Source organism: Spirosoma sp. SC4-14 (genome assembly GCF_037201965.1).
In the GTDB taxonomy this organism is placed as follows: Bacteria; Bacteroidota; Bacteroidia; order Cytophagales; family Spirosomataceae; genus Spirosoma.
This window is the reverse complement of the sequence record NZ_CP147518.1, coordinates 4,148,763-4,174,513: the sequence shown is the minus strand read 5'-3', so window position 1 is coordinate 4,174,513 and position 25,751 is coordinate 4,148,763. Positions and strand designations below refer to the sequence as shown.

Sequence of the window (25,751 nt, the reverse complement as noted above, 5' to 3'; positions counted from 1 at the left end):
CGTTCATTATGAAATTACTGATCACCGGCGGTGCCGGATTTGTTGGCTCGTCGCTGGCCATTGCACTCAAAAAAAACTATCCCGATTATCAGATTTATGCGCTCGACAATCTGAAACGGCGCGGTTCTGAACTTAGCCTGTCGCGTTTAAAAGCGGCCGGAATAGAGTTTGTGCATGGTGATATTCGCAGTAAAGAAGATTTTGATTCATTACCGGCCGTTGATAGTATCATCGAAGCGTCGGCCGAGCCATCGGTGTTGGCCGGTCTGGACGGAACCCCCGATTATCTGATCAACACTAACCTGTTTGGTACCGTCAATTGCCTGAACTACGCGCTCAAACATAAAGCCAATTTTATTTTTCTTTCCACAAGCCGCGTTTATCCAATTAGAACCATCGAAACGCTGAATTTCGAGGAAGCCGACACGCGGTTCGTACTGACCGATGATCAGCCAGTATCGGGCGTTTCGTCGCGGGGCATTGCTGAAAACTTTCCGCTCGATGGGGCGCGTTCATTATACGGCACCACCAAACTGGCGTCGGAACTGTTGATTCAGGAATATAATGAGTTCTATGGCCTTAAAACCGTTATCAACCGCTGTGGGGTCATTACTGGGCCGTGGCAAATGGGGAAAGTCGATCAGGGCGTAATGGTTCTCTGGATTGCCAAGCATTATTTTGAGCAGCAACTGGCTTATATTGGCTATGGTGGCACAGGCAAACAAACCCGCGACATGCTACACATCGACGACCTATACCGCCTGATCGACTGGGAGTTGCACAATCTGGACAGCGTCAATGGCGAAGTGCTGAATGCTGGTGGTGGTGTGGAAAGTAGTGCGTCATTGCAGGAGCTAACGAAAATCTGCCAGGAGGTTACGGGCAAAACGATTCCAATTAAAGAAGTTACCGAAAACCGGGCTGCCGATATTCGCCTTTATATCACCGATAACACCAAAGTAACGGAGCGTACGGGCTGGAAACCACAACTTGGAATCCGTGAAATCGTTACCGATATTCATGCCTGGCTCGATGCTAACCGCGCTGCTTTGGAGCCAATTCTGAAATAGTCCAGGTCAGATTATAAAAGAGATCCGTTCCCGGTTGCAACCGGGAACGGATCTCTTTTATAATCTGAAGTTACGCAGGCAGTAGTTTGTCCGCAGATTGTTTTGTTGTATAAGCCTTAGTTCCGCCAAAGCAGCCTGAATAGCTTTGATATAAAGTCGACCTTTCAATGCAAACTGAATTGGTGCCTTCTGCCAACTTAAGGCGCTCTAGTTTGACATTTGTAATGTAGGTTGAGAGGTACTACTCTTCAAAACCAGGAGAATAAAGGAATTTGCCATTTCTGACTTGATCTTAATGCGTTTTTGAATCTACGAGTGTAGTTATCTGGCCGCTCGGGGAAACGTGCAAATTATGGCTGACCAGGCTAACTGTATATGGGCTAGATTGTCAGAGGTAACTGACAGATTTTTATGGTGTTACACTGCCCGACCATTACTACTGCGTGGAATCTGCGAGATGGGGCCGCCCGACGGTTTGTTTGAACCTCGGGTAAACCATATTTTTCGCTTGGCAAGCAAGCGGCTGATAATAAAGATCAGGACAGCCGCAATAATAACGATAGCAATCAGGGGCAGAAAAATAGAAAACAGCGATAAACTAACCGACGCCACATTTTCGCCCGTAGCCACCACCGGATTGCCAAGTCCGCCGGTAGTGGCTGTAGAACCAATCCTCAGTAGGCTGGTTCCCGCCTGTACAATGCCTGCCGTACTTCCCCCCAGCATTAGTCCAAGTCCCCAGTGTAGAACCGGGTTGTCGATATGCAGGAACGATGTACTCAAAAGTGTTCCTGCAATAATAGAAGCCGGGGTTGCCAGGGTATCGAGCAGGTGGTCGAGCCAGGGGATATAGTAGCCACCAATTTCAAAAACCGTTGCCAGAGCTAACCCAAAAAGGGTAGGCCAGTTGCTGAGCCATTCAAAGCCAGCAACAGTGCCAACCAGTCCTAGTTTTGTTGCGATGCTGGCGATGAGTAGCGGAACAAACACCCGGAAGCCACAGCAGGCAGCCAGACCTATGCCTATACAGGCGCTCATGATCCATTCGATCGACATACTCTATGAACGGTTGGTTGTTAAATCAGTTAGGGCCATCCGGTTCTATAACTACAACCGGAATTTAGATCAATTATACACGAATTGTGGGAAACTGAATACTATAAACTGATTTTTTACCCATTCGGTTTAGCCAAAAAACTGCGGATTGAAATTCATCAGGAATGCTTCGTCGGTAGATCGGGTTAGGGCGGTATATAGCCACCGCACAAATTCATTGTTGACCTGGCCGTCGGGCAAAAATCCCTGATCGATAAAAACGGCGCTCCACTGCCCACCCTGCGCTTTATGGCAAGTAAGCGCATAGGCAAACTTTACCTGCAATGCATTCAGATACGGATCGCGCCGAACGGCCTCAGTACGCTCTTTTTTGCTTTTGATATAAAAATAGTCCTTCATTACGCTTTCGTATAGCATTTTATGCTGTTCGGAAGAGAGCGATGGAACGGGAGAATGAAGCGTATCGAGCAGGATTTTGGCTTCAAAATCAGGTTGTTCCTCATAGTCGACCAGCCGCAGCGTAACGGTAGCAAACCGAAAGCCATGCATTTCTTCCTTATTCCGAATTTTCAGCACTTCGGCAAATTCACCGTTGGCCAGAAAACCCGCCGGGGAGTCTTCCTCCAGAATGGTGTAGTTATTCCGGGCAATCATCAGCATATCGCCCGCATCGAGTTCTTCTTCGCACTGGTCGATCATTCTTCGCACGAACTGATTATATTGAACCGCCGATTTATTGGAGCGGCAAATGATCGCTGTGTTTTCCCGGCCATATTTATCGTAGGCATACCGGATGCCATCTTCCAGCTTGGTAAGTGGCATTTTATAGATATCGCTGAACGACCGAACATTGAAACGGATAGGCGGAATTTCGGTTTGTACCGAACCGTTGCTATCGTTCAGCAGCGCGTCGAACCCAACGGCTTTCGGGGTGGGTTCGACATCGCCAAGCAGCATCCGCAGATTGGTCGCATTGTAGAGAATGCCCGATTCTTCGTCCTGCCGCATTACTTCGGTTAATTCCTGCTCATATACGGTCATGTCGAAGGCACTGGCCAGAAAGCCACGATCGAGTGCCGGGCTCAGTTCGCGGCCAACGGGTGGGAGCTGGGCCGTATCGCCAATGAGCATAAGCTTGTTGCCCGGCCCTTCAAACACAAAATCGATCAGATCGGTTAATAATCCTTTACCGCCAAAATCGGCCTCATCAGAAATCATGGAGGCTTCATCGACAATAAAGAGGGTATCTTCGTGGTAATTTTTCTGTCGTTGGAAAGCCAGCAGGCTCGACCCCGGCTCGGCTACCTGACGATAAATTTTACGGTGAATGGTTTGCGCTGGTTTTTTGGCGTAGTTGGCCATTACTTTGGCTGCCCGGCCCGTAGGAGCCAGCAGTACCGATTTATACCCAAATCGGGGAAGAACTTTAATGAGAGTGCCAACAAGAGTAGTTTTTCCTGTACCGGCATACCCTCTGAGCAAAAAACAGTCGCGATAGTGTTCAACTTCTTCCTGAACGATGAATTTACCAATCTGCTCAAAAAATTGCTGTTGCCCAAGTGTAGGTTTGTAGGGGAAGCGTTTGGCGAGTAATTGGGCCGCCGTTTGGGTTTCATTCATGCTTCTAAGATACAAAAAAAGCCGCAAAAGTGAATGTTGTGTAAACGGTTGATTTAGGCTGAAAAAAAATATTTTCTACTATTTTTTATTTCTTTATCCATACTTTCTTTCCTGCTTCTCGCTTTTTTTTTAACTTCACAGCTGCACTAACTCCTTCACCCACATGAAAATACGTCAAATTCTTCAAGGAAAAGCGATTAATGCGCTCTATTCTGTCAACTCGGACGAAACAGTACTGGGAGCGCTCCGACTCATGGCCGATAAGAATATCGGAGCAGTATTGGTTGTGGATGATGGGAAACTATCGGGTATATTTTCGGAGCGCGACTATGCCCGCAAAATCATCCTGAAAGATCGTCATTCAAACGATACGCGGGTTGCCGATGTAATGACTGCCCATGTGATTACGATCGAACCTGAGCAAAGCCTGGATGAGTGTATGAAAATTATGTCGGAACGCCACATTCGGCACCTGCCGGTAATGGACAATGGTGTTCTGACCGGCATTATTTCAATTAACGACGTTGTAACGGCCATTATTCGGGATCAGAAAACCCGAATCGACTCCCTGGAAAGTTACATTACGGGAACGTATTGATGGTAGTATGAGGAGATAGACACGAGAATACTGGCCTTTTATTCCTGCTGCTATCTCCTCATTTCTAATACTTAAAAATTCCCTACCTTTGCCTCCCTCAATGGCTATTCCTACGCTCTCAGAACAGTGAATCCGCTTCATAACGAGGTACTGACAAAATTTGGAAATCAGTTGCGGGTTCGCGTGTGTGGACTCTGTCGGCAGCAAGATCAGTTGCTGATGGTTCGGCATCGGGGGCTAAGCGAAACCAATACGTTCTGGAGCCCGCCTGGCGGAGGTGTCCGGTTTGGAGAAACATCGGCGCAGGCATTAATACGGGAATTTTCTGAAGAAACTGGCTTGGTTATTGATGTTGGAGAGCTGTTATTTGTAAATGAGTTTATTGCCCCTCCTTTACATGCTGTAGAATTGTTTTTTCGGGTGACAATAACCGGGGGGAAACAGCAGTTGGGAACAGACCCTGAGCTGGAGGCTGATAACCAGCTTATTGACGAAATGAAGTTTATGAGTTTTGAGGAAATTAAACACTATTTGCCCCAGGAGGTTCATTCTATATTTCAACAATGCCAATCACTCAATGATTTGTTTCGATTACGGGGGTATTTGAACTGATCTGTTTTAAGTTATTTTGTTAGCATTAATCTTTGCTTATTCGATTAAATGTTAATAGTATCGAAATCTGTTTTACTTAATAGTGCTCAATCATAAGTTGCCTCTGAACCCGTGCAAATAACTGTGACCCTCTCGCCAACCGTAACCATTCGCTCCAATTCATTTGATCTGGCTAAAACAGACAAATCTGTGTTATGCCTCGAAGTGGGGCGCGATCGGTTCCGGTTCATGGTTCAGGATGCACGCCGACGGGGAAGTTATCTGGAAGACTATACATTTCCATCGTTGCTTACGGAACGACCGCTTACCGAGGTCTTACCCGATGTATTCCGGAATCATCCGGTACTTTCGGCCGGAAACTGGCAGGAAATTCGAATAGGGGTTAATTCTCCGTCGTTTACGCTTGTGCCACAGCCGCTTTTTCGGAAAGAGTATGCCAGTAGTTATCTGGCGCTCATGCGGGGTACGGCCTTACCTGCTCACGAGTTTGCGCAGTCTTATATGCATGATGGCGAAGGATTTCTGTCGATCTTTAACCTCGAGCATCCATTGGTCGACTATTTTTCGGGAGCTTATCCATTGCAGCCCTCCCTATTTGTGCATCAGACAGCCTCACTGATTCAGGCTACTGCCGATCTGGACCGGCATATGCTGACTACGCATAATATCTGGTTATACTTTGAGGACGAATTTGTGTCAATTCTGTACCGTAAAGAACACCAACTGCGATACTGCAATCGGTTTGGATACAAAAATGTTCAGGATCTGGCCTACTATGTATTGTATGTTCTGGACGAACTAGAGCTCGATCCGGGGCAAATTGCGGCTTTTCTTTATGGCGAAATTACCCCCTTTGCCGAGTCATATACCGAATTGAGCCGCTTTCTACCTAATCTGTCATTTGGTCATACGCCTTCAGGGCTGAAACTGGCCAATGAATTCGACGACCTGCCCGAACACCGATATTTGAGCCTTTACGGACTTTCTTTACTAAGTGAGTAACGAGTAAGCAACTGAGTGTATAACTTTACCCTGCCAATCCGTTCACTCAATCGTTTGCCATTACTTATGAAGCGAATTGCTTTGTTTCCCGGTTCGTTCGATCCGTTCACCAAAGGTCACGAGGATATTGTATTACGAGGCCTTCGTTTGTTCGACGAAATCGTTATTGGCGTTGGGCGTAATGCCCGTAAGGAACGTTATTTTCCGCTGGAGCAGATGATTCATCTGATTGAACTGGCCTTTCGCGACTACCCCGACGTGCGGGTAATCCATTACGACGATCTGACGGCGAATGTTGCCCGAAATGAAGGGGCCCGTTTTCTGTTAAGAGGCTTACGAAACACAACCGATTTTGAGTACGAGAATGGTATCTCGCAGGTAAACCGCCATATCTACGATGAGATCGAGACGGTTTTCCTGATTACATCGCCCCATCTGGCCCCGATCAGTTCGAGTATCATTCGGGAACTGCACCGCTATGGCCAGCAGGTAGATGACTATTTACCCTACAAACTCGTTGCCCAACCTGTTCGTTAGTAGGCATAATGAGTGATCGGAATAGTGTTGATCTAATTACTCAATATAAACACCCCTGCTACTTATCAATGGATTGATTCGCTATTTCACTGACAGAGTCGACTACATAACGAATTGAGCTAAACGAGTTGGCCAGATTGAGTTTGATCTGACGCTGATCAAACCAGCCAATTTTTTCAATATCTTCTTCTTCCTGCGGAGCCATTCGACTATCGTCGAGGGCATTCATCCGATACCATTTGGTACGTTTCAGAATGCGACTACCATTCAGGGCATAGGTATGCCAGGTAGTACACACACGCTCGTTCACACTAACCCGAACACCGGTTTCCTCTTCAACCTCCCGAGCTGCCGCCTGCCGCGATGATTCGCCATCGTCGAGTTTCCCTTTAGGAAGATCCCAGACACCCCGGCGGAATATCATCAGCATTTTATTGCCTTTAAAAACGACTCCTCCGGCTGCTTTAATAATTTTAAACGGCTTTTTTATCGCCGTTTCGCAGGCATCCTTATCGAGACAACCCAGCGTAATGGAGAGTAGGTGCGAAGCCTTCGTTTTCTGAAGCAACAGCAAGATTTTATCGATGGTGGCAGGTGTTGTGTTCAGAATCAGAAGATGGCCCTGGAGGGCATCTTCTTTCAATATACCTAAACGAGCATCAAGGATTCGGTCAAAATCGGTGAAGGCTTGCTGGTGCAACGAACTAGTTAGGTGCGAAGCCGCTTTGGGGCCAACGAGCCGGATTGGGTGGTCGTTTATGAAAACAATCATCGGGATGTTTGCGATTCGGGGTGTAAAAATAGCAAAAACCAGCGGTCTGACGTATCATTAAACCACCAGAAACAATTTCCGTTTACTATTTTTGCGACGAGCCAACCATATCCCTTCGTGGAACTTCTTATTATTTTATTCCTGACGATTCTGAATGGAGTATTTTCCATGTCAGAAATTGCCCTTGTTTCATCCCGAAAATCCAAGCTGGAAACTGCGGCCAAAAACGGCGATCGGCGGGCGCAGGTAGCCCTCGACCTATCTAATGCGCCCAATCGTTTTTTATCGACCGTTCAGATTGGTATTACCCTGATTGGTATTTTGTTGGGTATTTTCTCCGGCGATAAACTGACCACTGATGTTCAGAACTATATTGTTCAGGTTGAGTTTGTGGCGCCTTATGCACATTCGATAGCTGTTGTACTGGTTCTGTTACTGCTGACCTATCTGTCGCTGGTGTTGGGCGAGCTGGTTCCCAAGCGAATAGGGCTCTCTAATCCGGAGGGTATTGCCAAAACGATGGCAGCACCGATGATATTTTTGTCGAAGGTTACATCGCCTTTTATTTCGCTGCTTACTTTCTCAAGCGACCTGCTGCTGAAAATTCTTAATATAAAACCCAACGAAAGTGCCGTAACTGAAGAGGAAATTAAAAGCCTGATTCAGGAAGGAACCACGGGCGGAGCTATCGAAGAAATTGAGCAGGAGATTGTGCAGAACGTTTTTCAACTGGGCGATCGCCGGATTACATCCCTAATGACCAACCGCCAGGAAATCGTTTACCTCGATCTGGACGATGATGTGGAAGAGAACAAAGCGAAAATTCTGGAATATAAGCACTCCGTGTTCCCGCTCTGTAAAGATGGTGTCGATGATGTTGTTGGACTGATTTATACCAAAGATTTTCTGGGAAAGGATCTGGATACGGAACTGGAGCGGTTGATGGAAATTAAACGCGATGCCTTATTTATTCCCGAAAATAACCGAGCCTATCAGGTGCTGGAGCGTTTCCGGGAGCGTCGGCAGTATGTCGGCATTATAGTCGATGAATACGGAGGCATACTGGGTATCGTTACCCTGAACGACATTCTGGATGTGCTGGTGGGTGATATTAACGACGATACGTATCCAGATTACGAGATTCGTGAGCGTGAAGACGGAAGTTATCTGATCGATGCTCAGATCCCATTTGAAGATTTTCTCTCGTTTTTTGAGATTACCATGACGGCCCAGGCCAAACGAGACCTGACAGGTTTTGATACTCTGGGTGGTTTTGCGCTGCATATTCTGAAAGATATACCCCAAACAGGCGAGTCTTTTGTCTGGCAGCGCTATCAGTTTGAAATTATTGATATGGATAAAAGCCGTATCGATAAGATTCTTGTCAGGAAACTGGAAGGAGAATAATCAGATTTAAAAACAGCAAGGCTCGTTTCCGGGTTATAGATGAGAACAAAGTCATCAATAGCCATGAGACAGTTGATCCCGGATTCTATTGATTCTGCCGGCCAAAGGTCAAGTCCGCAGCCCGTCGACACGGTGCCCTCGGTTATGGACAATGACCCCAATGCCGACGAAGAAATTATTGATCAGCAAGCGGGTGAACAATATCCTAAACCCGTTGAGCAGGCTGGCTCCGGGAAAATAACACCCGATGACCTGGCCGATTCAATTGCCTATGCAATTGATGGAAGCGGGCCTGGACCCATGAACGAAACCCCGAACGTAGCGCCCCATAAAGTAATTACCGAAGGAATAACGGGCGCTGGCCCTGAAGAGGAAGAGAAAAATTTGGGTTCTTAACTCCTGATAATAGTACAACTAAATAGCTCATCATGTCGACATGATGAGCTATTTAGTTGTACTGAATTACGAAGGCTATACCACCTCTTTATATTGCATCCGGTATAGATTGGCGTAGAAACCTTCCTGCTGAAGCAATGCTTCATGGTTGCCCTGTTCTACAATTTGGCCTTTGTCGACCACAATAATTTTATCGGCTTTCTGGATAGTCGACAGGCGGTGGGCAATCACAATGGCAGTGCGACCTTTCATCAGCTTTCCAATGGCGTTCTGAATCATCTCTTCCGTTTCGGTATCGACCGAGGAGGTAGCTTCGTCGAGAACAATAATTTTGGGGTCCTGAACCATGGCCCGCACAAAGGAAATAAGTTGTCGTTGCCCAACCGAAAGTGTTGAGCCCCGTTCCATAACATTGTATTCGTAGCCGCCCGGTAGTCGTTCAATAAAATCATGAACACCAACCAGTTTGGCAGCCTCTATCATTTTTTCCCGACTAATTCCCTTATCGCCCAGTGTGATGTTATTTTCAATGGTATCCGAGAATAGAAATACGTCCTGCAAAACAACCCCTATATTTCGGCGGAGGTGCCCTAATTCATAATCGTGAACGTCGATACCATCGATTTTGATATCGCCTTTATTAATGTCGTAGAATCGACTGAGCAGGTTGATAATCGACGATTTTCCGGCACCCGTTGCGCCCACAAAGGCAATGGTTTCGCCCGCATTTACGTGAAACGAAATGTCGCGAAGAACCCAGTCTTCGTTATTATAGGCAAACCAGACATTCTCAAATTCTACTTCGCCTTTGATTGTTGCCGGAGCATATGTGCCATTGTTGAGTGTAAACTCATCGCTATCCAGCAATTTAATGATCCGATCGGTACTAACAATCCCCATTTGGAGGGTATTGAATCGGTCGGCCAGCATTCGGATGGGCCGGAAAAAAAGATTGATAAACATGACGAAAGCCGTCACGGTCCCGAATGTTACATCTGAATGAATGATTTGCGTACCACCATACCAGACTACTAACCCTACTGCTACGGCTGAAATGATATCGGCCACAGGGTAATAAACCGAATAGTACCAGATCGATCGGATGTTGGCAGCGCGATGTTCGGCATTGATTGCCCGGAATTTTTCGGCTTCAATATTTTCACTGCCGAAAATCTGAACAATGTTCATGCCTGTTATGTGTTCCTGCACAAAGGAATTTAGGTTAGCAACGGCCGTGCGAACTTCGTTAAACGATTTTTTTATCTTTTCTTTGAAGACATACGTGCTAAACAACATCAGAGGAATGGTCGACAAACTGATGGCCGCCAGCCGCCAGTCCGTGTAAAACATAACGCCAATTACCAGCACGAGTTGCAGAATGTCGCCTGCAATGGCGGCCATGCCTTCGCTGAAGACATCTGCCAGGGTTTCGACGTCTGAGATTGACCGCGTTACGAGCCGCCCAATGGGGGTATTGTCAAAGAATTTTAACCGGAGGTGAAGAATTTTACGGTACAACTGCACCCGAATATCGCGAATGATATATTGCCCAAGCCAACCCGACAGATAGGTATTGGAGAACTGCACTATGGCCTGAGCGACCAGTACGCCAATCATTACCATCAACATAACGGTCAATTGCTGGTAATTTCCGGCAGAAATGACATTGTCGATGGTATAGCGGATCAGCAGTGGCGTAAGTGGAGCCAGACAAGCCGACAGCATAATAACGCCAACAAGCAGATAGAAACGGGATTGGTATGGCTTTACGAAAGAGTATAGCCGCCGGAGAATGGCCCAGTCGAAAATTCGGCCGACCGACGAATCGGCGCTTTTCTGTTGTTCGTTCACGGAAAGAAAAAATGGCGATTTTTAGAAGGTAACAGCGTTTTAGGCTCGAACGTTTCAGTCGAAACCAGATTCTCTCGTCAGCGAAAAAAGCCGGAAAGAGTAAAAACAAGTGCTGGCTGCTTTATCAGGAAAATGGCAATAAAGGGGCGTTTATGGCTAACAACGAGTGTCAGAATAGAAACATTTAACGATAAAAAGCTGCCTGTCAGCAAAAAATATGAACATGAATCGGCGAACTTTCGCCCGGATGGCAGCCGTTTTACCCGCCAGTCTGCACATTAGCGAACGAGTTTCAGATCAATCGGTAGGAGCGGGTGGATACGGAATAAATAATGACGATCGGGCATACTGGCTTCAAACGTTAGTGAAAGTGGCCGAACCCGTGGTGCTTGCCCTGTCGGAAAATCGCTTGAAAGCAACTATGCCCGTTGAGTCGGCACCAGGGCAGGAAGCAGGCCGTAAGGTCGTGTCGCATCTGGAAGCAATTGGGCGGACGGTAGCCGGGCTGGCTCCCTGGCTTCAGCTAGACATTGATGATTCGCCGGAAGGGAGAATCCGGCAGCGGCTTTTCGACCTTACCTGGAAAGCAATTGCCAACGGGGTTGATCCGAAGTCGCCCGATTATCTGAATTTTACAAAAGGCGGGCAACCTCTGGTTGATGCCGCTTTTCTGGCGCACGGGCTCCTTCGGGCACCAAAGTTATGGAGTGCATTGAGTGCTGATGAACAGTCAAATCTGGTGCAGGCATTGCAGGCGAGTCGAGTAATAAAACCTGGCTATAATAACTGGCTGTTGTTTAGTGCCATGGTAGAAGCGGCCTTATTGAAATTTACGGGTTGGGGCGATGAACTGCGAATGGATTATGCAATTCGTCAGCATCTGGCCTGGTATAAAGGCGACGGCGTTTATGGCGACGGCCCCGATTTCCACTGGGATTACTACAACAGTTATGTGATTCAGCCAATGCTGCTCGATGTAGTCAAAACATTGACTGATGCCGGAAAAGCTGAGAAAGGGCTCTATGATAGCCTGCTCGCTCGTGCTCAGCGGTATGCCATTGTTCAGGAGCGATTGATTGGCCCCGATGGATCATTCGCTGCGTTTGGGCGTTCGCTGGCCTATCGGTGTGGGGCTTTCCAGTTGTTGTCGCAGGTTGTCTTACAAAAAAACTTACCAGAAGAGTTGTCGGCTGCTCAGGTTCGGTCGGCGCTGACAGCCGTAATTCGCCGGACGATGGATGCACCCGGCACGTTTGATGCGAAAGGCTGGCTACAGATTGGTTTGTGTGGCCATCAGCCATCCATCGGCGAAACCTATATTTCTACGGGCAGTCTATACTTATGCTCTGTAGCGTTTCTAGCGTTGGGACTACCCGCGTCGGACCCGTTCTGGACTGACCCGGCTACCGACTGGACGTCGAAAAAAATATGGTCGGGACAGGACGTCAAGACCGATCATGCCATTAAGGGATAAGTAAATGCGGGGCATTGGATAGTTTTGCTTATTTGACATCTACTATCCAATGTCCCGCATCCAGCATCTGGGTTACTTATGAAACTGTTCCGCCGTTCCAGACCGAATCGGGCGGAGCAATAAGGGCTAACTTACCGTCGCGGTCTTCGGCCATCAGAATCATTCCCTGCGATTCCAGACCCATCATTTTCCGGGGAGCCAGGTTGGCCAGAAACGTTACCTGTTTGCCAATGACGTCTTCGGGCGAAAAATGTTTGGCAATACCGCTCAGGATTTGCCGTCCTCCCAAGCCATCGTCGACTTTCAGTTTCAGGAGTTTATCGCTTTTCGGTACGCGTTCGGCTTCGGTGATGGTACCAATCCGAATATCCATTTTGGCAAAATCGTCGTAGGTGATTTCCGGACGAAGAGCGGGTACGGTTTTTGTTTCTAGTTCGTTCATGCGCTTGGCATTCAGTAACTTCTGAATTTGTTTGTTGATTTCGTCATCTTCAATTTTCGCGAATAACAGTTCGCCTTTACCCAATTCGTGCCCTTCGGTTAGGAGGTCGGCCCGACCAGCATTTGTCCAGTTGAAATGCTGGGTTATATTGAGCTGGCTGCGGAGTTTGTCGGTCGTGAACGGTAGAAATGGTTCGCAGACGATACTCAGATTCGCCGAAATCTGGAGCGCAATATTCAGAATCGTATTGGTTCGCAGGGCATCGGTTTTAACAACTTTCCAGGGCTCGGTTTCGGCCAGGTATTTATTTCCCAGTCGGGCCAGATCCATCAGATGCCCTAGTGCTTCCCGGAATTTATACTGTTCAATGGCCTGGCCAATACGATCAGGGAAAAGCGCCAGTTCGTTCAGCGTTTGCTGATCATAGTCCGTTAATCCGCAAACAGGAGGTACTTTGCCCTCGCAGAATTTCTGCGTCAGCACAATAGCCCGGTTCACGAAATTGCCGAAGACGGCAACCAGCTCGTTGTTGTTTCGAGCCTGAAAATCTTTCCAGGTAAACTCACTGTCTTTGGTTTCGGGTGCATTGGCTGCCAGCACATAGCGCAGCACATCCTGTTTGCCGGGCAGTTCGTCCAGATACTCATGCAGCCAAACAGCCCAATTTCGCGAGGTGCTAATTTTGTCGCCTTCGAGGTTCATAAACTCGTTGGCTGGCACATTGTCGGCCAGAATGAAACTGCCTTCGGCCATCAGCATGGCAGGAAAAATAATACAGTGGAAAACGATATTATCCTTACCAATAAAATGCACCAGTTTGGTTTGATTGTTGCGCCAGTAAAGCTCCCAGTCGCGACCTTGCTGGGCAGCCCATTCTTTGGTCATCGAAATGTAGCCAATAGGCGCGTCGAACCACACATAGAGTACTTTGCCATCGGCATCGGGCAGTGGTACTTTAATGCCCCAGTCGAGATCGCGGGTCATGGCGCGGGGGCGCAAACCTTCTTTCAGCCACGACTGACATTGCCCAAAGACATTGGTTTTCCACTCGGTATGGCTGTTAACATACTCCTCAATTTTGGGTTGCATCCGGTCGAGTGGCAGAAACCAGTTTTTTGTCGATCGCATAACTGGCTTCGAACCTGACAGGGTCGAGTGGGGTTCAATAAGTTCGGTAGGGCTGAGGGCCGTTCCGCAACGTTCGCACTGGTCACCATAGGCATTTGGGTTTCCGCAAACCGGGCAGGTACCTACAATATACCGATCGGCCAGAAACTGCCCGGCCACTTCGTCGTAGTATTGTTCGGTAACTTCTTCGTCGAAATCGCCATTGTCGTAGAGTTTTTTGAAAAACTCCTGCGACGTGTCGTGATGGACCTGATTCGAGGTGCGAGAATAGATATCGAACGAAATACCAAAGTCGCTGAACGCCTGTTTGATCTGGACGTAATACTTATCGACAACCTGCTGGGGCGTAATGCCTTCTTTTTTAGCTTTGATTGTAATAGGTACGCCATGTTCGTCGGTGCCGCTGATGAAGGCAACATCCCGTCCCGTAGAGCGGAGGTAGCGTACATAAATATCGGCAGGCAGGTAACAACCGGCCAGGTGTCCGATATGAATCGGTCCGTTGGCGTAAATCAGGGCCGCCGTAACGGTATAGCGTTGTGGGTTTTCGAGGGACATAAGCTAGTAATCGGTTTGCGGTATTCGGTTTACGGTAGCCGACGCATGAGTGCGAACACGTCGGCCACCGTAAACCGAATACCGCAAACCTTATTTGTGGGCAAAATTAGCAATTCAGGCCCGAACGTTGTTATGTTTACGCAACGAGTTAACGTCGGGTACTATGGAGAACAAAACACCGGATACGAATAATTTCCTAAACTGGCTCGAAATCAGAAACTTCAATTGACCTCATCACTACCTAACACAGTTTTTATTACGGGAGCCACCGGTTTTGTTGGCTCATACATTGCCCGGCGCTATCTGGCCGATGGCTATTCGGTGTCGGCATTGAAGCGAGCCGGAAGTAACTACGGAATGCTTACCGACGTGGCCGACAAGATTACCTGGTATGAAGGCGATGTGCTGGACATTCCATCGCTCGAAACAGCTATCCAGACCGAACAAAGGACTGGCGAAATCGACGTTGTTCATGCCGCGGCAATGGTGTCGTTTATACCGAAAGATCGGGATCTAATGGAGCACGTTAACGTGGAAGGCACAGCCAATGTCGTTAATGTATGCCTCAACATGGGCGTCCGAAAACTGGGTTATGTAAGCTCAGTAGCTGCCATTGGCCGCCCTGTACCGAAAGGAGGGAAGACGAATAAGACTATTGTTGTGAATGAAAACCAGAAATGGGAAGAATCACCTAATAACTCGACCTATGCAAAGTCTAAATACCGGGCCGAACTGGAAGTATGGCGGGCAATAGCCGAAGGGTTGAATGCCGTACTGGTGAACCCTGGATTTGTACTTGGTACCGGTGACTGGAGCCGAAGCAGTCTGCAACTAATTAAATACGTAAACGACGAACGGCGCTTTTACCCAGTAGGGCAGATTAATTACGTTGATGTGCTCGATGTGGCCGATGCGTTGATTGAACTCATGCAATCGTCTATCAGCGCCGAGCGCTTTATCCTGAGTGGGGGCACCATTCCCTACCGTTCCTTGTTAGAACAGATAGCAGTGGTCCTGAACAAACGTCCGCCCACAATGCGCGTATTGCCTATCTTAACTCGCCTGCTTTGGCCATTAGAAGCTGTTCGGGCCTGGGTTTTAGGGAAGCAGCCGCTCATTACGCGGGAAACCGCCCGTTCGTCAAGTCAGTCGTATGGCTACGATGGGCGCAGGATTGAGCAGGCACTTGGGTTTGAGTATAGGTCCCTAAACGAGACGTTGAAACGCATTGCCAGCGTACTGACCGACAAATAAACATCGCCTAATGCCTGGGTTAAGGCAGTAAAAAGCGCTTTGTAAATTTTCGGTTCGGGGGTTGGAGTTTCGCTTTTTTGGATTTATATTACACTGCCAAAGGATAAATCGCGCCGATGGCGCGGCCCCTATCCGCCCTCACATTTTTAAGGCATTAGCATGGAGCAAGAGTTCGAAGAACGAGAAGGCGATATCAAAGAAAACATCCGGCGTTTTGAGCAGATGCTGGACCAGAAGCAAAGCCAGTTTTTCGACCTGGACGTCTATGAACAGATGGTTGAACACTACCTCAACCATGGCGATTTAGATAAGGCGTTTAAAGCCGCTGAGGCTGGTCTGGAAAACTTCCCGTATGCACTGGAGCTTATGCTCGACAAAGCCCAGATTCTCGCTAACTTCCAACGATTTGACGAATCGCTGGATTTGCTGGAACGGGCTTCGCTGTTTAATCCCGGAGATCTTGATGTGCCATTTATGCAGGGATCGGTTCTAAATATGGCCGGTCGCTACGAAGAATCAATTCAGGTGCTGGAAGAACTGCTCGACCGCGCCGAAGACAAAGACGATATTCTGTTTCAGCTTGGACAGAGTTATCAGAACTGGGGCAAGTATGACGAAGCCATTACCCAGTATAAAAAGTCTATAGCGCTCAATATCAACAACGAGAACGCGCTCTATGAACTGGCGTTTTGTCTGGACGTTACGGGTGAGCTGGAAAACAGCCTGACCTACTATCAGCAACTGATCGATAAAGACCCCTATTCGTATAATGCCTGGTACAATATTGGTATTGCCTATAGTAAACTGGGACGCTATGCCGAAGCCGCCGAAGCGTATGATTACGCCGTAATTATTAAGGAAGATTTTTCGTCGGCCCATTTCAATCTGGGTAATACCTATATGAATCTGGGACTGTTTGAGAAAGCTGAAATCTGCTATCGGGAAACACTAAAATACGAAGAAGCAACCGCCGATACATATTGCCATCTGGGCGCCAGCCTGGAAAAACAGGATCGGCTTACCGATGCTGTGAAGGAATACCGCGAGGCCATCAAGCTCGATACTATGTGGGATGAGGCCTGGTTTGGCATCGGTGTTTGCCTAAGTGAATCGGGCAAATGGTACGAAGCCCTTCCATTTTTGCAGAAAGCGGTGAAACTGAATGATCAGAACGGTGAGTATTATCTGGCACTGGCCGAAACAGAATATAAAATTGGCAATGTGCTTTCAAGCATTGAAGCGTTTGAGAAAGCTGCAGAAGTTGATTCTGAAAACCCGGACGTATACCTGACCTGGTCGCTGGTTCCATTTGATCAGGGCGATTTTTTGAAGGCCAACGAAATTATTCAGGCTGGAATCGACGATATGCCGAAAGAGGCTGATTTGTACTACCGGTCTGCTGTGTATCTGATTCATGCAGGCTATTATCGGGAGTCGCTGTTACAACTCGAAGCGGCTTTGTCGCTCGATTACGACGCCCATGTACAATTGTTTGAATTCTTCCCCGAATTGGAAAAACAGAAGGCACTCTATAAAATCATTCAACAATACAAAAAGTAGTCCTCTGTTACTTTATTTCAGAGCCACTCCACGGAAACGGGAGTGGCTTTTTTGTAGCATGTAACCCAACTCCTGTCATAAAAAGTTATCTGACAGGAAAAGGGAAGAGCCGCTTTTTATGGCTCGAATTTTGATTGATGCTCGAAAACCCCGCTGCGAATGTCGATAAACGGAGCAATGGACCAAACCAAGTTATGATACCTTATCAAAGAGCTATTTTTACGGCTTTCATGGTTATAGTAGCCCTGCAGATGCATTGTCTGGCGCAGGTAGGCGTTCAAAAAGTGGCAGTTCGGCAAAATCGACGGACAAAGGAAAACGCTCCTGCCATTATCGACCAGACTACCGGAAAGCGTATAACGATGGCGCAGTATAACCAGCTCATAAACGAAAATCCATACGCTTACCACCTTGTTCCGGACTATGACGAATTCGGGCAGCCATCTTCCTATACCCTGCGCGTCAGTACGGATGAAGAACGGGAAACGCATCAGTTTCGGGATCGAGACCCAGCCAGGCAGCCTAAAGCGGGGCAACTCATTGCCCCATTTCGAATGGCAGGGATCAATGGAAAAACATACCGATCTGCTGATCTAGTTGGTCAGTTAACCATCCTGAGTTTCTGGATTAGTCTGGACAAACCTTTCTGGACAGAAAAGCAGGCCAACGACTTAGCGGATGCATTACAGGCGTATCATTCCGATAAGCCGCCAGTGGTACTGGGTGTGTTAAACAGCGAACCACCGAAGGTAAATCTGGATGGGCTTTTGCCGTTTGTTGCAATTCCGAATGCCTATGGGTTTCATAGTAAATACCACATTACGAGTATTCCGACCTTTATTGTTATTGATTCGGCAGGTCGTGTGATGGCCACCATACAAGGGGCGAACAGTTTCGGTAGGCTAAAATCGGTTCTCGCAACAGCATCACAATAAGAAGTTATGAAGCGAACGAGCCACAAATTGGTTACTTATGGCTAATTTAGCCAACTAATTACGATCAACTGTTGCCCATTCTTCGTATGCCTAAGCCGAATTTCGGCCTTTTCAGAGCGCAAAGACTTTTTTTCGGTCTGATTGTCCTTCAATTATTGAGTATAGTGTTGCCTTCAATGGCTCAAACAGATTCGGTAGCAGAAGTTTCACCTGTGATTCGACAGGCAGAAAACTATGTTCCCGATTCGCTGGCCGATATTTGGGACGTTTATTACCGATTTGTAAATAAAAAAGGTCATCGACCAACCGAGCGTGTACAGGCTGGATTTCATCCGTCGGTATTTCCTGAACTGGCCTATGCGTTGCAAACGGGATTTGCGGTGGGCTTAAATGCCAATGTCTCGTTCACAAGCCCCGATCCGGCTCAGAATATCTCGGTTATTATCACTACGCCCCAATACACGCAATATCATCAGGTAATTATACCCGTTGTGGCGAATTTATGGACAAAAGGGAATCGGTATAATATTCTGACCGACTGGCGCTATTATAATTACTCTGCCGATAATTTTGGTTTGGGAGGCTATTCGCCCGCCCAGGCCGACGACCGCCTTTCGTATGCCTATCTGCGGTTATACCAGACCGTGATGCGGCAAGTTATCCCAAATTTATCGGTCGGGCTGGGCTATGCACTCGATTATCATTGGCGGATTCGGGATGAGAACAACACCCCGCAGTTGAATGACGATTTTGCGCATTATAATGCAACAACCCAAACCGTATCGTCGGGGCCAACGTTTAGCGTACAATACACCACCCGGCGCAATCCAAACAACCCGCAGAAAGGGTTTTTCGGAAGCATAACTGTTCGTCCCAGTCTACGGGCGTTAGGTAGCAGTCAGAACTGGCAATCGGTTCTGGCCGATTTTCGGACTTATATTCCATTTCCCCGAAACTCCCGAAATATTCTGGCCTTCTGGAATATGAACTGGCTAAGTCTGGGCGGCCAGGTGCCTTATCTGGATCTGCCAAGTACAGGCTGGGATACGCATTCCAATATGGGCCGTGGCTATACGCAAGGGCGTTTTCGCGGACGAAATCTGATTTATCTGGAAACTGAATACCGGGTACCATTGCTTAATAATGGGTTACTTGGGGGCGTAGTATTTGCCAACGTACAGGCGCTGAGCGATTGGCCAACGAATACATTCGACAGGCTTCTTCCCGCTGGTGGGCTGGGTCTTCGCATCAAAGTGAACAAACACTCGAATTTGAACTTTGCCTTCGACTATGCGGTCGGTATCGACGGCTCGCGGGGGGTGTTTTTAAACCTGGGTGAAGTATTCTGAATCTGGTGTCAGGAGGCTGGATTCTCGGTATGTAAGTCAATTAGTTTTTGCTTTAAATCGAATGTTTGCCACGCAAAAACAGTCAGAATCCTGTGCTCGTCAAAGGCTTTCTTGATAGCTATAATCGCTTCACTAAGCGCAACAGGCGGACTGCCTCCGGCCGATTTGATCCAGAACCAAAGTACAAACTGGATGTTGGCATCGCCAAAATTCCGGTAATGTAATTCAATTGGCTGATCTTGTAACACAAAAGGTAGCCCCCGTACGGCCTCAATGGCGATCTGCTGAGCTTTGGATAAATCATCGATATAGGAAATACCCGCTGTCACTTCAATGCGTCGGTGACCGATTCGCGAATAATTAATGATTGGTTTCTGGAACACATCTTTGCTGGGCAATTCAACCGTTTGGCCTTTTCCATTATCAATCACAATAGACCGTAGTTTTATGTCGAGCACTTTACCCGTAAATCCGTTGGTTTCGACAATGTCGCCAACCTGCACCGGACGGGCAAAGGCAATCATAGCGCCCGAAATAAAGTTGGTAGTAAGGTCCTGAAAGGCAAAACCAATTGCCAGGGCGAGTACACCGGCACCGGCCAGCAACGACGTAACGGTTTTATCGAGACCCAATACGCTCAACGCTACAAACATCCCAACGGCCATTGTAAACACGCGCATGACAGCCCCCGTTAAATTGATCAGCGAGATATTAGTGCTGAAACGGTTCAGGCCCCGGATAACCCAACGGCTTAGCCAGCGCGAGAGTAATGTGAAAAGAACGAGTACGAGAACCGCTACAGCTACCTTTGGAATATATCGGATTGCATTACGAATCCAGAGCGAGAGTTCGGCATAAATAAGTTCGGGGGCTTGTGAAAAATCCATTGTTTGTGTAGTTATGGTAATAAGAGAACGACCAAGTTTCGGTTTGTGTTTCATCGGTATCGGGCTTCACTGTACCTTTGCAGGATTAAGATTTGCCTATACGATCGACAAACAATGACACCTACCGCTGCCGTATACCTTGATAATGCCGCTACTACCCGGCTCGATCCTGAAGTGCTGGACGCCATGTTACCGCTTATGACTGAGCAATTTGGTAATCCGTCGTCCATTCATAGTCATGGCCGAACCGTTCGGACCGCCCTTGAAAAAGCACGCAAGACCGTTGCTGGTTTATTGAATACATCGCCTGCCGAAATTTTTTTTACATCGGGTGGCACCGAAGCCGATAACACCGCCATTCGGGGAAGTATCGAAACCTATGCGTTGAAACATGCGATTACCTCACCCCTGGAACACCATGCGGTGTTGCATACTCTCGAATACCTGGCCAAACAGGGAACCATTCAACTGAGTCTGGTCAACATCGACTCGAAAGGCCATATCGACCTCGATCATCTTGAATCATTGCTAAAGAAAAACCAGACAGATGGCGCTGAGCGGTCGCTGGTTTCGCTGATGCATGGCAACAATGAGATCGGCAATTTGCTCGATCTGAATCGGGCCGGTGAAATCTGCCGCGCTTATAAAGCGGTCTTTCATTCCGATACGGTCCAGACTATGGGGCATTTTCGCCATAATTTACAGCAACTCCCCGTCGATTTTATCGTTGGGGCCGGACATAAATTTCACGGGCCTAAAGGTGTCGGGTTTCTGTATGTCAATGCTGAGCATGTGAAAATTCACCCGTTCATTCACGGAGGAGCCCAGGAACGGAATATGCGGGGAGGAACCGAGAATGTTTACGGAATTGTCGGATTGGCTAAAGCACTTGAAATTGCTTATCGCGATATGGCAGCGCATAAGCAGCATATTCTGTCACTGAAGCGCCGGATGGTTGAACAACTCCTGGAAAAAATGCCTGATGTGCGCTTCAATGGCGATTCGGCCGATCTGGAAAACAGTTTGTATACGGTGCTGAATGTGAGCCTGCCTGCATCCGACATCAACGATATGTTGTTGTTCAGCCTGGATATTGCCCGGATTTCGGCATCGGGCGGTTCGGCCTGTTCGAGTGGTTCAAACGTGGGGTCGCACGTGCTGGCAGCCCTGCCCAACCTCGACCCTGAGCGGGGCTATGTCCGGTTCTCGTTTGGTAAGTACAACACGCAGGAAGAAATTGACTACGCCGTTGATACGCTGGTAGGATTGTATCAGAAAGAACTGGCGAATTGATTTTCTGTTATTGAGGCTGTTTAAACGTTCTGGAATAATCGCCAAATGCGTTCTTTTTACCGAAGAGAACGCAACGATTATACCCAAAGCCCGCTAAGCAGAGGTGCTCTGTGTTCTCTGCGGTAAAAAGGCAAAGGGTTAAACAGGGTCATTAAAAAAACAGTCATTTATCATTGGTACTTTTTATCATTCCCCAATGAAAAATGACTGTTTTACACAAACCGGCTTATACTGCCGGTTCAGTCACGATCCACCGTTGTGCCACACTGAGTGTATAGTGTAGAAAAGCACGGGCCGTTCGTTCGTAGACTTCGTGTCCGATAAACTGGCCGGTTTCATCCAGATTCTTATCCGTTTCGTGCGATTCATAGAGTTTCGGCGACACAATAGAATAGCTATTTGTGAAGCTAATAGTCTTGTTAACAACCGTTGTCATATCCAGCGCTGGCTGACGCCCCCCCCGCCCGTTCGAAATGCCAACCATAGTAAACACCTTATTATTGAACAGGTGTTTGAACGAGGGAACGCCCAATTGATGAATGGTATTGGTTGCCTGTGGTGGTGCCGCCCAGTTGTATTCGGGCATGGCAAACAACACCAGATCCGCAGGCTCCCAGGCGTTAATTAATTCCTGCTGGAACGAGGTAAGCTCTTCGTGCTTCACCGACCCCTGACCTACAAATGGAATGTCGTAGTGCTCGAAGCTTACGACTGTAACATCGTGCTGACCATCTTCGGCCAGTAGGTGTTTTATATAAGTGACGAAGCGCAAAGAATTGCTGTTTTTACGCGACGAGGTAGAAATTAAAGCGATTTTCATTGATTAGGTTGCTTCTTCTGTTTGAGAAACCAAGGCTTTTGGGGTTTAGTTTCGTTGTGATTTTCTTCGGGTTTGCAACCTATGTAGTTGAGAATGGGTCTTTTGGTAATACTGCCATGTGTCAATCCTCATTAACTATTAGCTGCTGGTTCGTTACTTCAGGCAGTCTCATTTTAATGACTAATTGCTAAACCAAGACCATGAAACAATCTATACTTTTCCTGTTCCTGATTTCAGGATATGCCTACGCACAAAGGCCTGTAACGATAAGTCGTCGCGATTCGATTCCTGCCGATGTGCCGATGGACCGAATGCCAAACTCGCGTCCGGGAAACTCATTTTACCGTGACTCCCGCGATCCCCAAAATGTTGTACGGGCAACGCTTGATAACATGCCCGTATCGGTACCGGACACGTTAGCGTATTATACCATGAAAGTGCATGGCCAGCAAGGTCCGAAACGGCGGCCACCACGCTATTGGAAATCTGTGCCGCTCACCCCTCCCAGGCACTAGATTGATTGATCAGTTCAAAAACTGCTCAATACTTTCCATTGGGAGCTCATCGCCCAAATACTGGCCATAGTAAGCGGTTGCAATGTTGCCTTGTTCGTCGATGAGAAATTCCGCGCTGATGCGATCTTTATGCCCGTCCATCGTTACCTTACGCGTATATAAAGAATTGCCTTTTAGCGCCTTACCTACCGCGCCTTTTACTATTCCTTTTATTGTTTTTCCCACCGACCGTTCAACTTGATAAAGTTTGTAGAGACTTTCGTCGGGATTGGGTACCAAACGGGAATAGTACGATTGGCCATCTATATAGTCTTTCATAACTGTAGCCGACGACTCATAGATTGTAATGACTGCTAAGCCTTTAACTTTAAATTCGGACGAGCGGGCTTCCAACTGATGAAAGCGAAGATTACAGACAGGACAACCAGCAAATCGGGCAAAAACGAGTAACACTTTTTGGCCCTGATAATGAGCTAACGAAATTGGTTGACCGTATACATCAGGCACCGAAAAAGAAGGCGCCTGTTGTTTGGGCACTAATGGCTGCTGGTTTTTTTCGGATTGGGCTAGTGCTGCTGTGGCAAGAACACTCGTTGAGGCCAGTGAAACAAGATCCATAATCATGGTATTAACAGGTTTTATTTCCTGTTAATACCCGTTAAGTAGTATCAATCACCTCGACTATGACCTTATGAATACACAGTGGCTACTTTTCGAATCTGCTGGACACATTTATATTTCTGATTATCAGCCGTATGCTTATTCTTCCAGCCCATACGGAGCATTAGCTGGGCTATGGGCTGATTTTCGTAGAATAATGCTTTCAGGAGCAGACGACACATAGGGCTTACTTTCGATAGCCAGTTTGTGAGAAGACCTTCCCGCGAATCGTTCGGGAGGGTATCCGTTAGCGATTCGAATGGTGAAAAATCATCGATCAGATCTGGTTGTTGCTGGCGTAAACGCTTCAGCCAAAGGTTGCGGGCAATGGAAAATAGATACGTTTTGAGCGACGAGCGAAGCTGAAAACCGGGCTGTTTTACATTTTCTACCAACGCCAGCAGTGTTTCCTGGAAAAGGTCTTCAGCATCGGCCCGGTTTCCATTATTTTTCTGGACATAACGGGCGATGGACGGGTATATGTACCGGTACAGAAATTCGTAGGCGACCCGTTCGCGCAATTGAATGTTTACTAATAAAGTTGAGTCATCGGGGTGTCTGTTTTTCATGAGCATTCCTGCTAACTATGGCTATGAGAAATTAGTTAAAGCGATCGCCTTGCTCAAGCCCAAAGGTCTGGCTAAAAACTCCGTCGCTGGCGAAAGTCCTAGCATTAATACCCATTTTGCGCCGGATATCACCTATGCCTATATAGAAATTTGCTGTCTGTTGAAAAATTAGCCGATAGCATCCAGCGCCTGAGCCAGATCGGCAATGAGGTCTTCGGCATGTTCCAGACCAATCGAAATACGTACTAGATTTTGGGGTGTTGTTGTGTTGGGGCCTTCTACACTAGCGCGATGCTCGATCAGGCTTTCTACACCCCCCAGACTGGTGGCTCGGGTTATCAACTTCAGTTTTCCGATAAACTGAAGTGCTTCCTGGGCTCCGCCTTTTACCTGAACCGACAGCATCGCACCGGGCGCGTTCATTTGCTGGTGAATAATTGCGCGGTCGGGGTGATTGGCTAGTCCAGGATAATGCACTTTTTCAACTGCATAATGCCCATCCAGAAATTCAGCCACAGCTTGTGCGGTAACAGTTTGTGCTCGTATGCGTACACCAAGCGTTTTAATGCCCCGACTTATCAGCCAGCAATCAAACGGCGATGGAACAGCCCCCGACAAACTTTGCAGGTTGCGAATGCGCTGCGTAAACTCATCATCGCGTCTGAAAATCAATGCACCACCCAATACGTCGCTATGACCGCTGAGGTATTTGGTCGTTGAGTGCATTACTACATCGCAATTGAAATCGAATGGGCGCTGAAGAGCAGGAGTAGCCCAGGTATTGTCGCAAACGCAGATAGCGCCCGCGTCGTGGGCCATACTGCTGATGGTGAGCAGATCCGTAATTGCCAGCATTGGATTGGAGGGCGTTTCGCACCAGACTACGCGGGTATTTTCGTGGATCGACTGCTGCACAGCTGCCAGATCGCTCATATCGACCCGCGTATAGGTAAGCCCCCAGGGATGAAAAACCTGTTCGAGCAGCGCAGGTGTACCATAATAGGCATCAGCAGCCAACACCACATGATCGCCCGGACGCAGGGCCTGAAAGAGAGTCATGGTTGCTGCCTGTCCCGATCCAAAGGCCATACCAACGGTGCCCCCTTCCAGAGCGGCCAGGGCTTTTTCCAGGGCTTCCCGCGTTGGGTTATTGGGTCGTGTATAGATGTATTGACTGGGCAGTTCATTGGCCTCGTCGCGGGCAAAAGTTGTAGACAGGTAGAGCGGGGAGACAACAGCGCCGGTAATAGGGTCGGATTGATGGGTAGCGCGGAGGGCCAGGGTATCGAAATGGATCATAGTTGTATGGAGTAGGGTTGCTTACGCATATAGCATCAACCATTTATCCATCACAATCATTCCGGGTGGGTAGTCATTGGTCAGTTG

General features: G+C 47.7%; 25 protein-coding genes. 15 read left to right on the top strand and 10 right to left on the bottom strand.

The genetic code is table 11. From position 1 onward, the window contains the following. Nucleotides 1-8: 8 nt before the first annotated feature. The gene (locus WBJ53_RS17155) at nucleotides 9-1,070 is read left to right on the top strand and encodes an NAD-dependent epimerase/dehydratase family protein (protein WP_338868294.1); all 1,062 of its coding nucleotides are present in this window, start codon (nucleotides 9-11) and stop codon (nucleotides 1,068-1,070) included. 417 nt (nucleotides 1,071-1,487) lie between these two features. Here WBJ53_RS17155 and WBJ53_RS17150 read toward each other — a convergent pair whose 3' ends face one another. Both WBJ53_RS17150 and WBJ53_RS17145 read right to left on the bottom strand, forming a co-directional pair. Beyond that, nucleotides 1,488-2,126 (bottom strand): DUF4126 domain-containing protein, encoded by a 639-nt coding sequence (locus WBJ53_RS17150; protein ID WP_338868292.1) that lies wholly within the window; start codon nucleotides 2,124-2,126, stop codon nucleotides 1,488-1,490. Nucleotides 2,127-2,255: 129 nt separating this feature from the next. Continuing rightward, nucleotides 2,256-3,746, bottom strand: coding sequence for an AAA family ATPase (locus WBJ53_RS17145; protein ID WP_338868290.1), 1,491 nt, complete (start codon nucleotides 3,744-3,746; stop codon nucleotides 2,256-2,258). A gap of 163 nt (nucleotides 3,747-3,909) precedes the next feature. Here WBJ53_RS17145 and WBJ53_RS17140 point away from each other — a divergent pair, with 163 nt between their 5' ends. The 4 genes from WBJ53_RS17140 (at nucleotide 3,910) to coaD (ending at nucleotide 6,495) form a co-directional block, all read left to right on the top strand. Further along, entirely contained in the window at nucleotides 3,910-4,344 is a 435-nt protein-coding gene (locus tag WBJ53_RS17140) for a CBS domain-containing protein (RefSeq protein WP_338868288.1), read from the top strand. A gap of 126 nt (nucleotides 4,345-4,470) precedes the next feature. Continuing rightward, nucleotides 4,471-4,956, top strand: a complete 486-nt coding sequence (locus WBJ53_RS17135; RefSeq protein ID WP_338868286.1) for an NUDIX hydrolase — start codon at nucleotides 4,471-4,473, stop codon at nucleotides 4,954-4,956. 123 nt (nucleotides 4,957-5,079) lie between these two features. Beyond that, nucleotides 5,080-5,958, top strand: a complete 879-nt coding sequence (locus tag WBJ53_RS17130; RefSeq protein WP_338868284.1) for a DUF3822 family protein — start codon at nucleotides 5,080-5,082, stop codon at nucleotides 5,956-5,958. Between the two features lie 66 nt (nucleotides 5,959-6,024). Beyond that, the gene (gene coaD, locus WBJ53_RS17125) at nucleotides 6,025-6,495 is read left to right on the top strand and encodes a pantetheine-phosphate adenylyltransferase (protein WP_338868282.1); all 471 of its coding nucleotides are present in this window, start codon (nucleotides 6,025-6,027) and stop codon (nucleotides 6,493-6,495) included. 58 nt (nucleotides 6,496-6,553) lie between these two features. On the opposite strand, the gene WBJ53_RS17120 is transcribed toward coaD, so the two are convergent. Beyond that, nucleotides 6,554-7,267 carry an NUDIX hydrolase gene (locus tag WBJ53_RS17120; protein WP_338868280.1) on the bottom strand — a complete coding sequence of 238 codons (714 nt, stop codon included), beginning with the start codon at nucleotides 7,265-7,267 and terminating at the stop codon, nucleotides 6,554-6,556. A gap of 117 nt (nucleotides 7,268-7,384) precedes the next feature. On the opposite strand from WBJ53_RS17120, the gene WBJ53_RS17115 reads away from it, so the two are divergent. Together WBJ53_RS17115 and WBJ53_RS17110 are read left to right on the top strand one after the other, a co-directional pair. Beyond that, on the top strand, nucleotides 7,385-8,674 hold the full coding sequence (locus tag WBJ53_RS17115; RefSeq protein WP_338868278.1) for a hemolysin family protein: 1,290 nt from the start codon (nucleotides 7,385-7,387) through the stop codon (nucleotides 8,672-8,674). 63 nt (nucleotides 8,675-8,737) lie between these two features. Continuing rightward, nucleotides 8,738-9,070 (top strand): hypothetical protein, encoded by a 333-nt coding sequence (locus WBJ53_RS17110; protein WP_338868276.1) that lies wholly within the window; start codon nucleotides 8,738-8,740, stop codon nucleotides 9,068-9,070. A 75-nt stretch (nucleotides 9,071-9,145) separates the two neighbouring features. On the opposite strand, the gene WBJ53_RS17105 is transcribed toward WBJ53_RS17110, so the two are convergent. Beyond that, a complete protein-coding gene (locus WBJ53_RS17105) occupies nucleotides 9,146-10,921 on the bottom strand; it encodes an ABC transporter ATP-binding protein (protein WP_338868274.1) in 1,776 nt (591 codons plus the stop codon). A gap of 223 nt (nucleotides 10,922-11,144) precedes the next feature. On the opposite strand from WBJ53_RS17105, the gene WBJ53_RS17100 reads away from it, so the two are divergent. Then, nucleotides 11,145-12,395 (top strand): DUF2264 domain-containing protein, encoded by a 1,251-nt coding sequence (locus WBJ53_RS17100; protein ID WP_338868272.1) that lies wholly within the window; start codon nucleotides 11,145-11,147, stop codon nucleotides 12,393-12,395. A 76-nt stretch (nucleotides 12,396-12,471) separates the two neighbouring features. Here WBJ53_RS17100 and metG read toward each other — a convergent pair whose 3' ends face one another. Next, the gene (gene metG, locus WBJ53_RS17095) at nucleotides 12,472-14,523 is read right to left on the bottom strand and encodes a methionine--tRNA ligase (RefSeq protein WP_338868270.1); all 2,052 of its coding nucleotides are present in this window, start codon (nucleotides 14,521-14,523) and stop codon (nucleotides 12,472-12,474) included. Nucleotides 14,524-14,748: 225 nt separating this feature from the next. On the opposite strand from metG, the gene WBJ53_RS17090 reads away from it, so the two are divergent. From WBJ53_RS17090 to WBJ53_RS17075, 4 genes are all read left to right on the top strand, one after another. After that, nucleotides 14,749-15,777, top strand: coding sequence for an SDR family NAD(P)-dependent oxidoreductase (locus WBJ53_RS17090; RefSeq protein WP_338868268.1), 1,029 nt, complete (start codon nucleotides 14,749-14,751; stop codon nucleotides 15,775-15,777). 159 nt (nucleotides 15,778-15,936) lie between these two features. Further along, on the top strand, nucleotides 15,937-17,337 hold the full coding sequence (locus WBJ53_RS17085; RefSeq protein ID WP_338868266.1) for a tetratricopeptide repeat protein: 1,401 nt from the start codon (nucleotides 15,937-15,939) through the stop codon (nucleotides 17,335-17,337). 194 nt (nucleotides 17,338-17,531) lie between these two features. Further along, nucleotides 17,532-18,272, top strand: coding sequence for a hypothetical protein (locus WBJ53_RS17080; RefSeq protein ID WP_338868264.1), 741 nt, complete (start codon nucleotides 17,532-17,534; stop codon nucleotides 18,270-18,272). A gap of 176 nt (nucleotides 18,273-18,448) precedes the next feature. Then, nucleotides 18,449-19,621 (top strand): BamA/TamA family outer membrane protein, encoded by a 1,173-nt coding sequence (locus tag WBJ53_RS17075; protein WP_338868262.1) that lies wholly within the window; start codon nucleotides 18,449-18,451, stop codon nucleotides 19,619-19,621. A gap of 8 nt (nucleotides 19,622-19,629) precedes the next feature. On the opposite strand, the gene WBJ53_RS17070 is transcribed toward WBJ53_RS17075, so the two are convergent. Beyond that, nucleotides 19,630-20,508, bottom strand: a complete 879-nt coding sequence (locus WBJ53_RS17070; RefSeq protein ID WP_338868261.1) for a mechanosensitive ion channel family protein — start codon at nucleotides 20,506-20,508, stop codon at nucleotides 19,630-19,632. A gap of 114 nt (nucleotides 20,509-20,622) precedes the next feature. Here WBJ53_RS17070 and WBJ53_RS17065 point away from each other — a divergent pair, with 114 nt between their 5' ends. Beyond that, nucleotides 20,623-21,801 carry a cysteine desulfurase family protein gene (locus tag WBJ53_RS17065; RefSeq protein ID WP_338868260.1) on the top strand — a complete coding sequence of 393 codons (1,179 nt, stop codon included), beginning with the start codon at nucleotides 20,623-20,625 and terminating at the stop codon, nucleotides 21,799-21,801. A gap of 226 nt (nucleotides 21,802-22,027) precedes the next feature. On the opposite strand, the gene WBJ53_RS17060 is transcribed toward WBJ53_RS17065, so the two are convergent. Then, nucleotides 22,028-22,621: an NAD(P)H-dependent oxidoreductase gene (locus WBJ53_RS17060; protein WP_338868258.1), complete on the bottom strand. Its 594-nt coding sequence runs from the start codon at nucleotides 22,619-22,621 to the stop codon at nucleotides 22,028-22,030. A gap of 200 nt (nucleotides 22,622-22,821) precedes the next feature. Here WBJ53_RS17060 and WBJ53_RS17055 point away from each other — a divergent pair, with 200 nt between their 5' ends. Further along, nucleotides 22,822-23,136 (top strand): hypothetical protein, encoded by a 315-nt coding sequence (locus WBJ53_RS17055; protein ID WP_338868256.1) that lies wholly within the window; start codon nucleotides 22,822-22,824, stop codon nucleotides 23,134-23,136. Nucleotides 23,137-23,145: 9 nt separating this feature from the next. Here the strand turns inward: WBJ53_RS17055 and WBJ53_RS17050 are convergent, their stop codons facing one another. Together WBJ53_RS17050 and WBJ53_RS17045 are read right to left on the bottom strand one after the other, a co-directional pair. Beyond that, nucleotides 23,146-23,754 (bottom strand): redoxin domain-containing protein, encoded by a 609-nt coding sequence (locus tag WBJ53_RS17050; RefSeq protein WP_338868254.1) that lies wholly within the window; start codon nucleotides 23,752-23,754, stop codon nucleotides 23,146-23,148. A gap of 71 nt (nucleotides 23,755-23,825) precedes the next feature. Further along, nucleotides 23,826-24,365 (bottom strand): sigma-70 family RNA polymerase sigma factor, encoded by a 540-nt coding sequence (locus WBJ53_RS17045; protein ID WP_338868252.1) that lies wholly within the window; start codon nucleotides 24,363-24,365, stop codon nucleotides 23,826-23,828. Between WBJ53_RS17045 and WBJ53_RS17040 the strand changes: the two genes are divergently transcribed. Next, nucleotides 24,364-24,537: a hypothetical protein gene (locus tag WBJ53_RS17040; RefSeq protein WP_338868250.1), complete on the top strand. Its 174-nt coding sequence runs from the start codon at nucleotides 24,364-24,366 to the stop codon at nucleotides 24,535-24,537. The two genes, WBJ53_RS17045 and WBJ53_RS17040, sit on opposite strands and share 2 nt — an antisense overlap. Here WBJ53_RS17040 and WBJ53_RS17035 read toward each other — a convergent pair. Beyond that, a complete protein-coding gene (locus tag WBJ53_RS17035) occupies nucleotides 24,534-25,661 on the bottom strand; it encodes an aminotransferase class V-fold PLP-dependent enzyme (RefSeq protein ID WP_338877199.1) in 1,128 nt (375 codons plus the stop codon). The genes WBJ53_RS17040 and WBJ53_RS17035 overlap by 4 nt on opposite strands. Nucleotides 25,662-25,751: the final 90 nt, after the last annotated feature.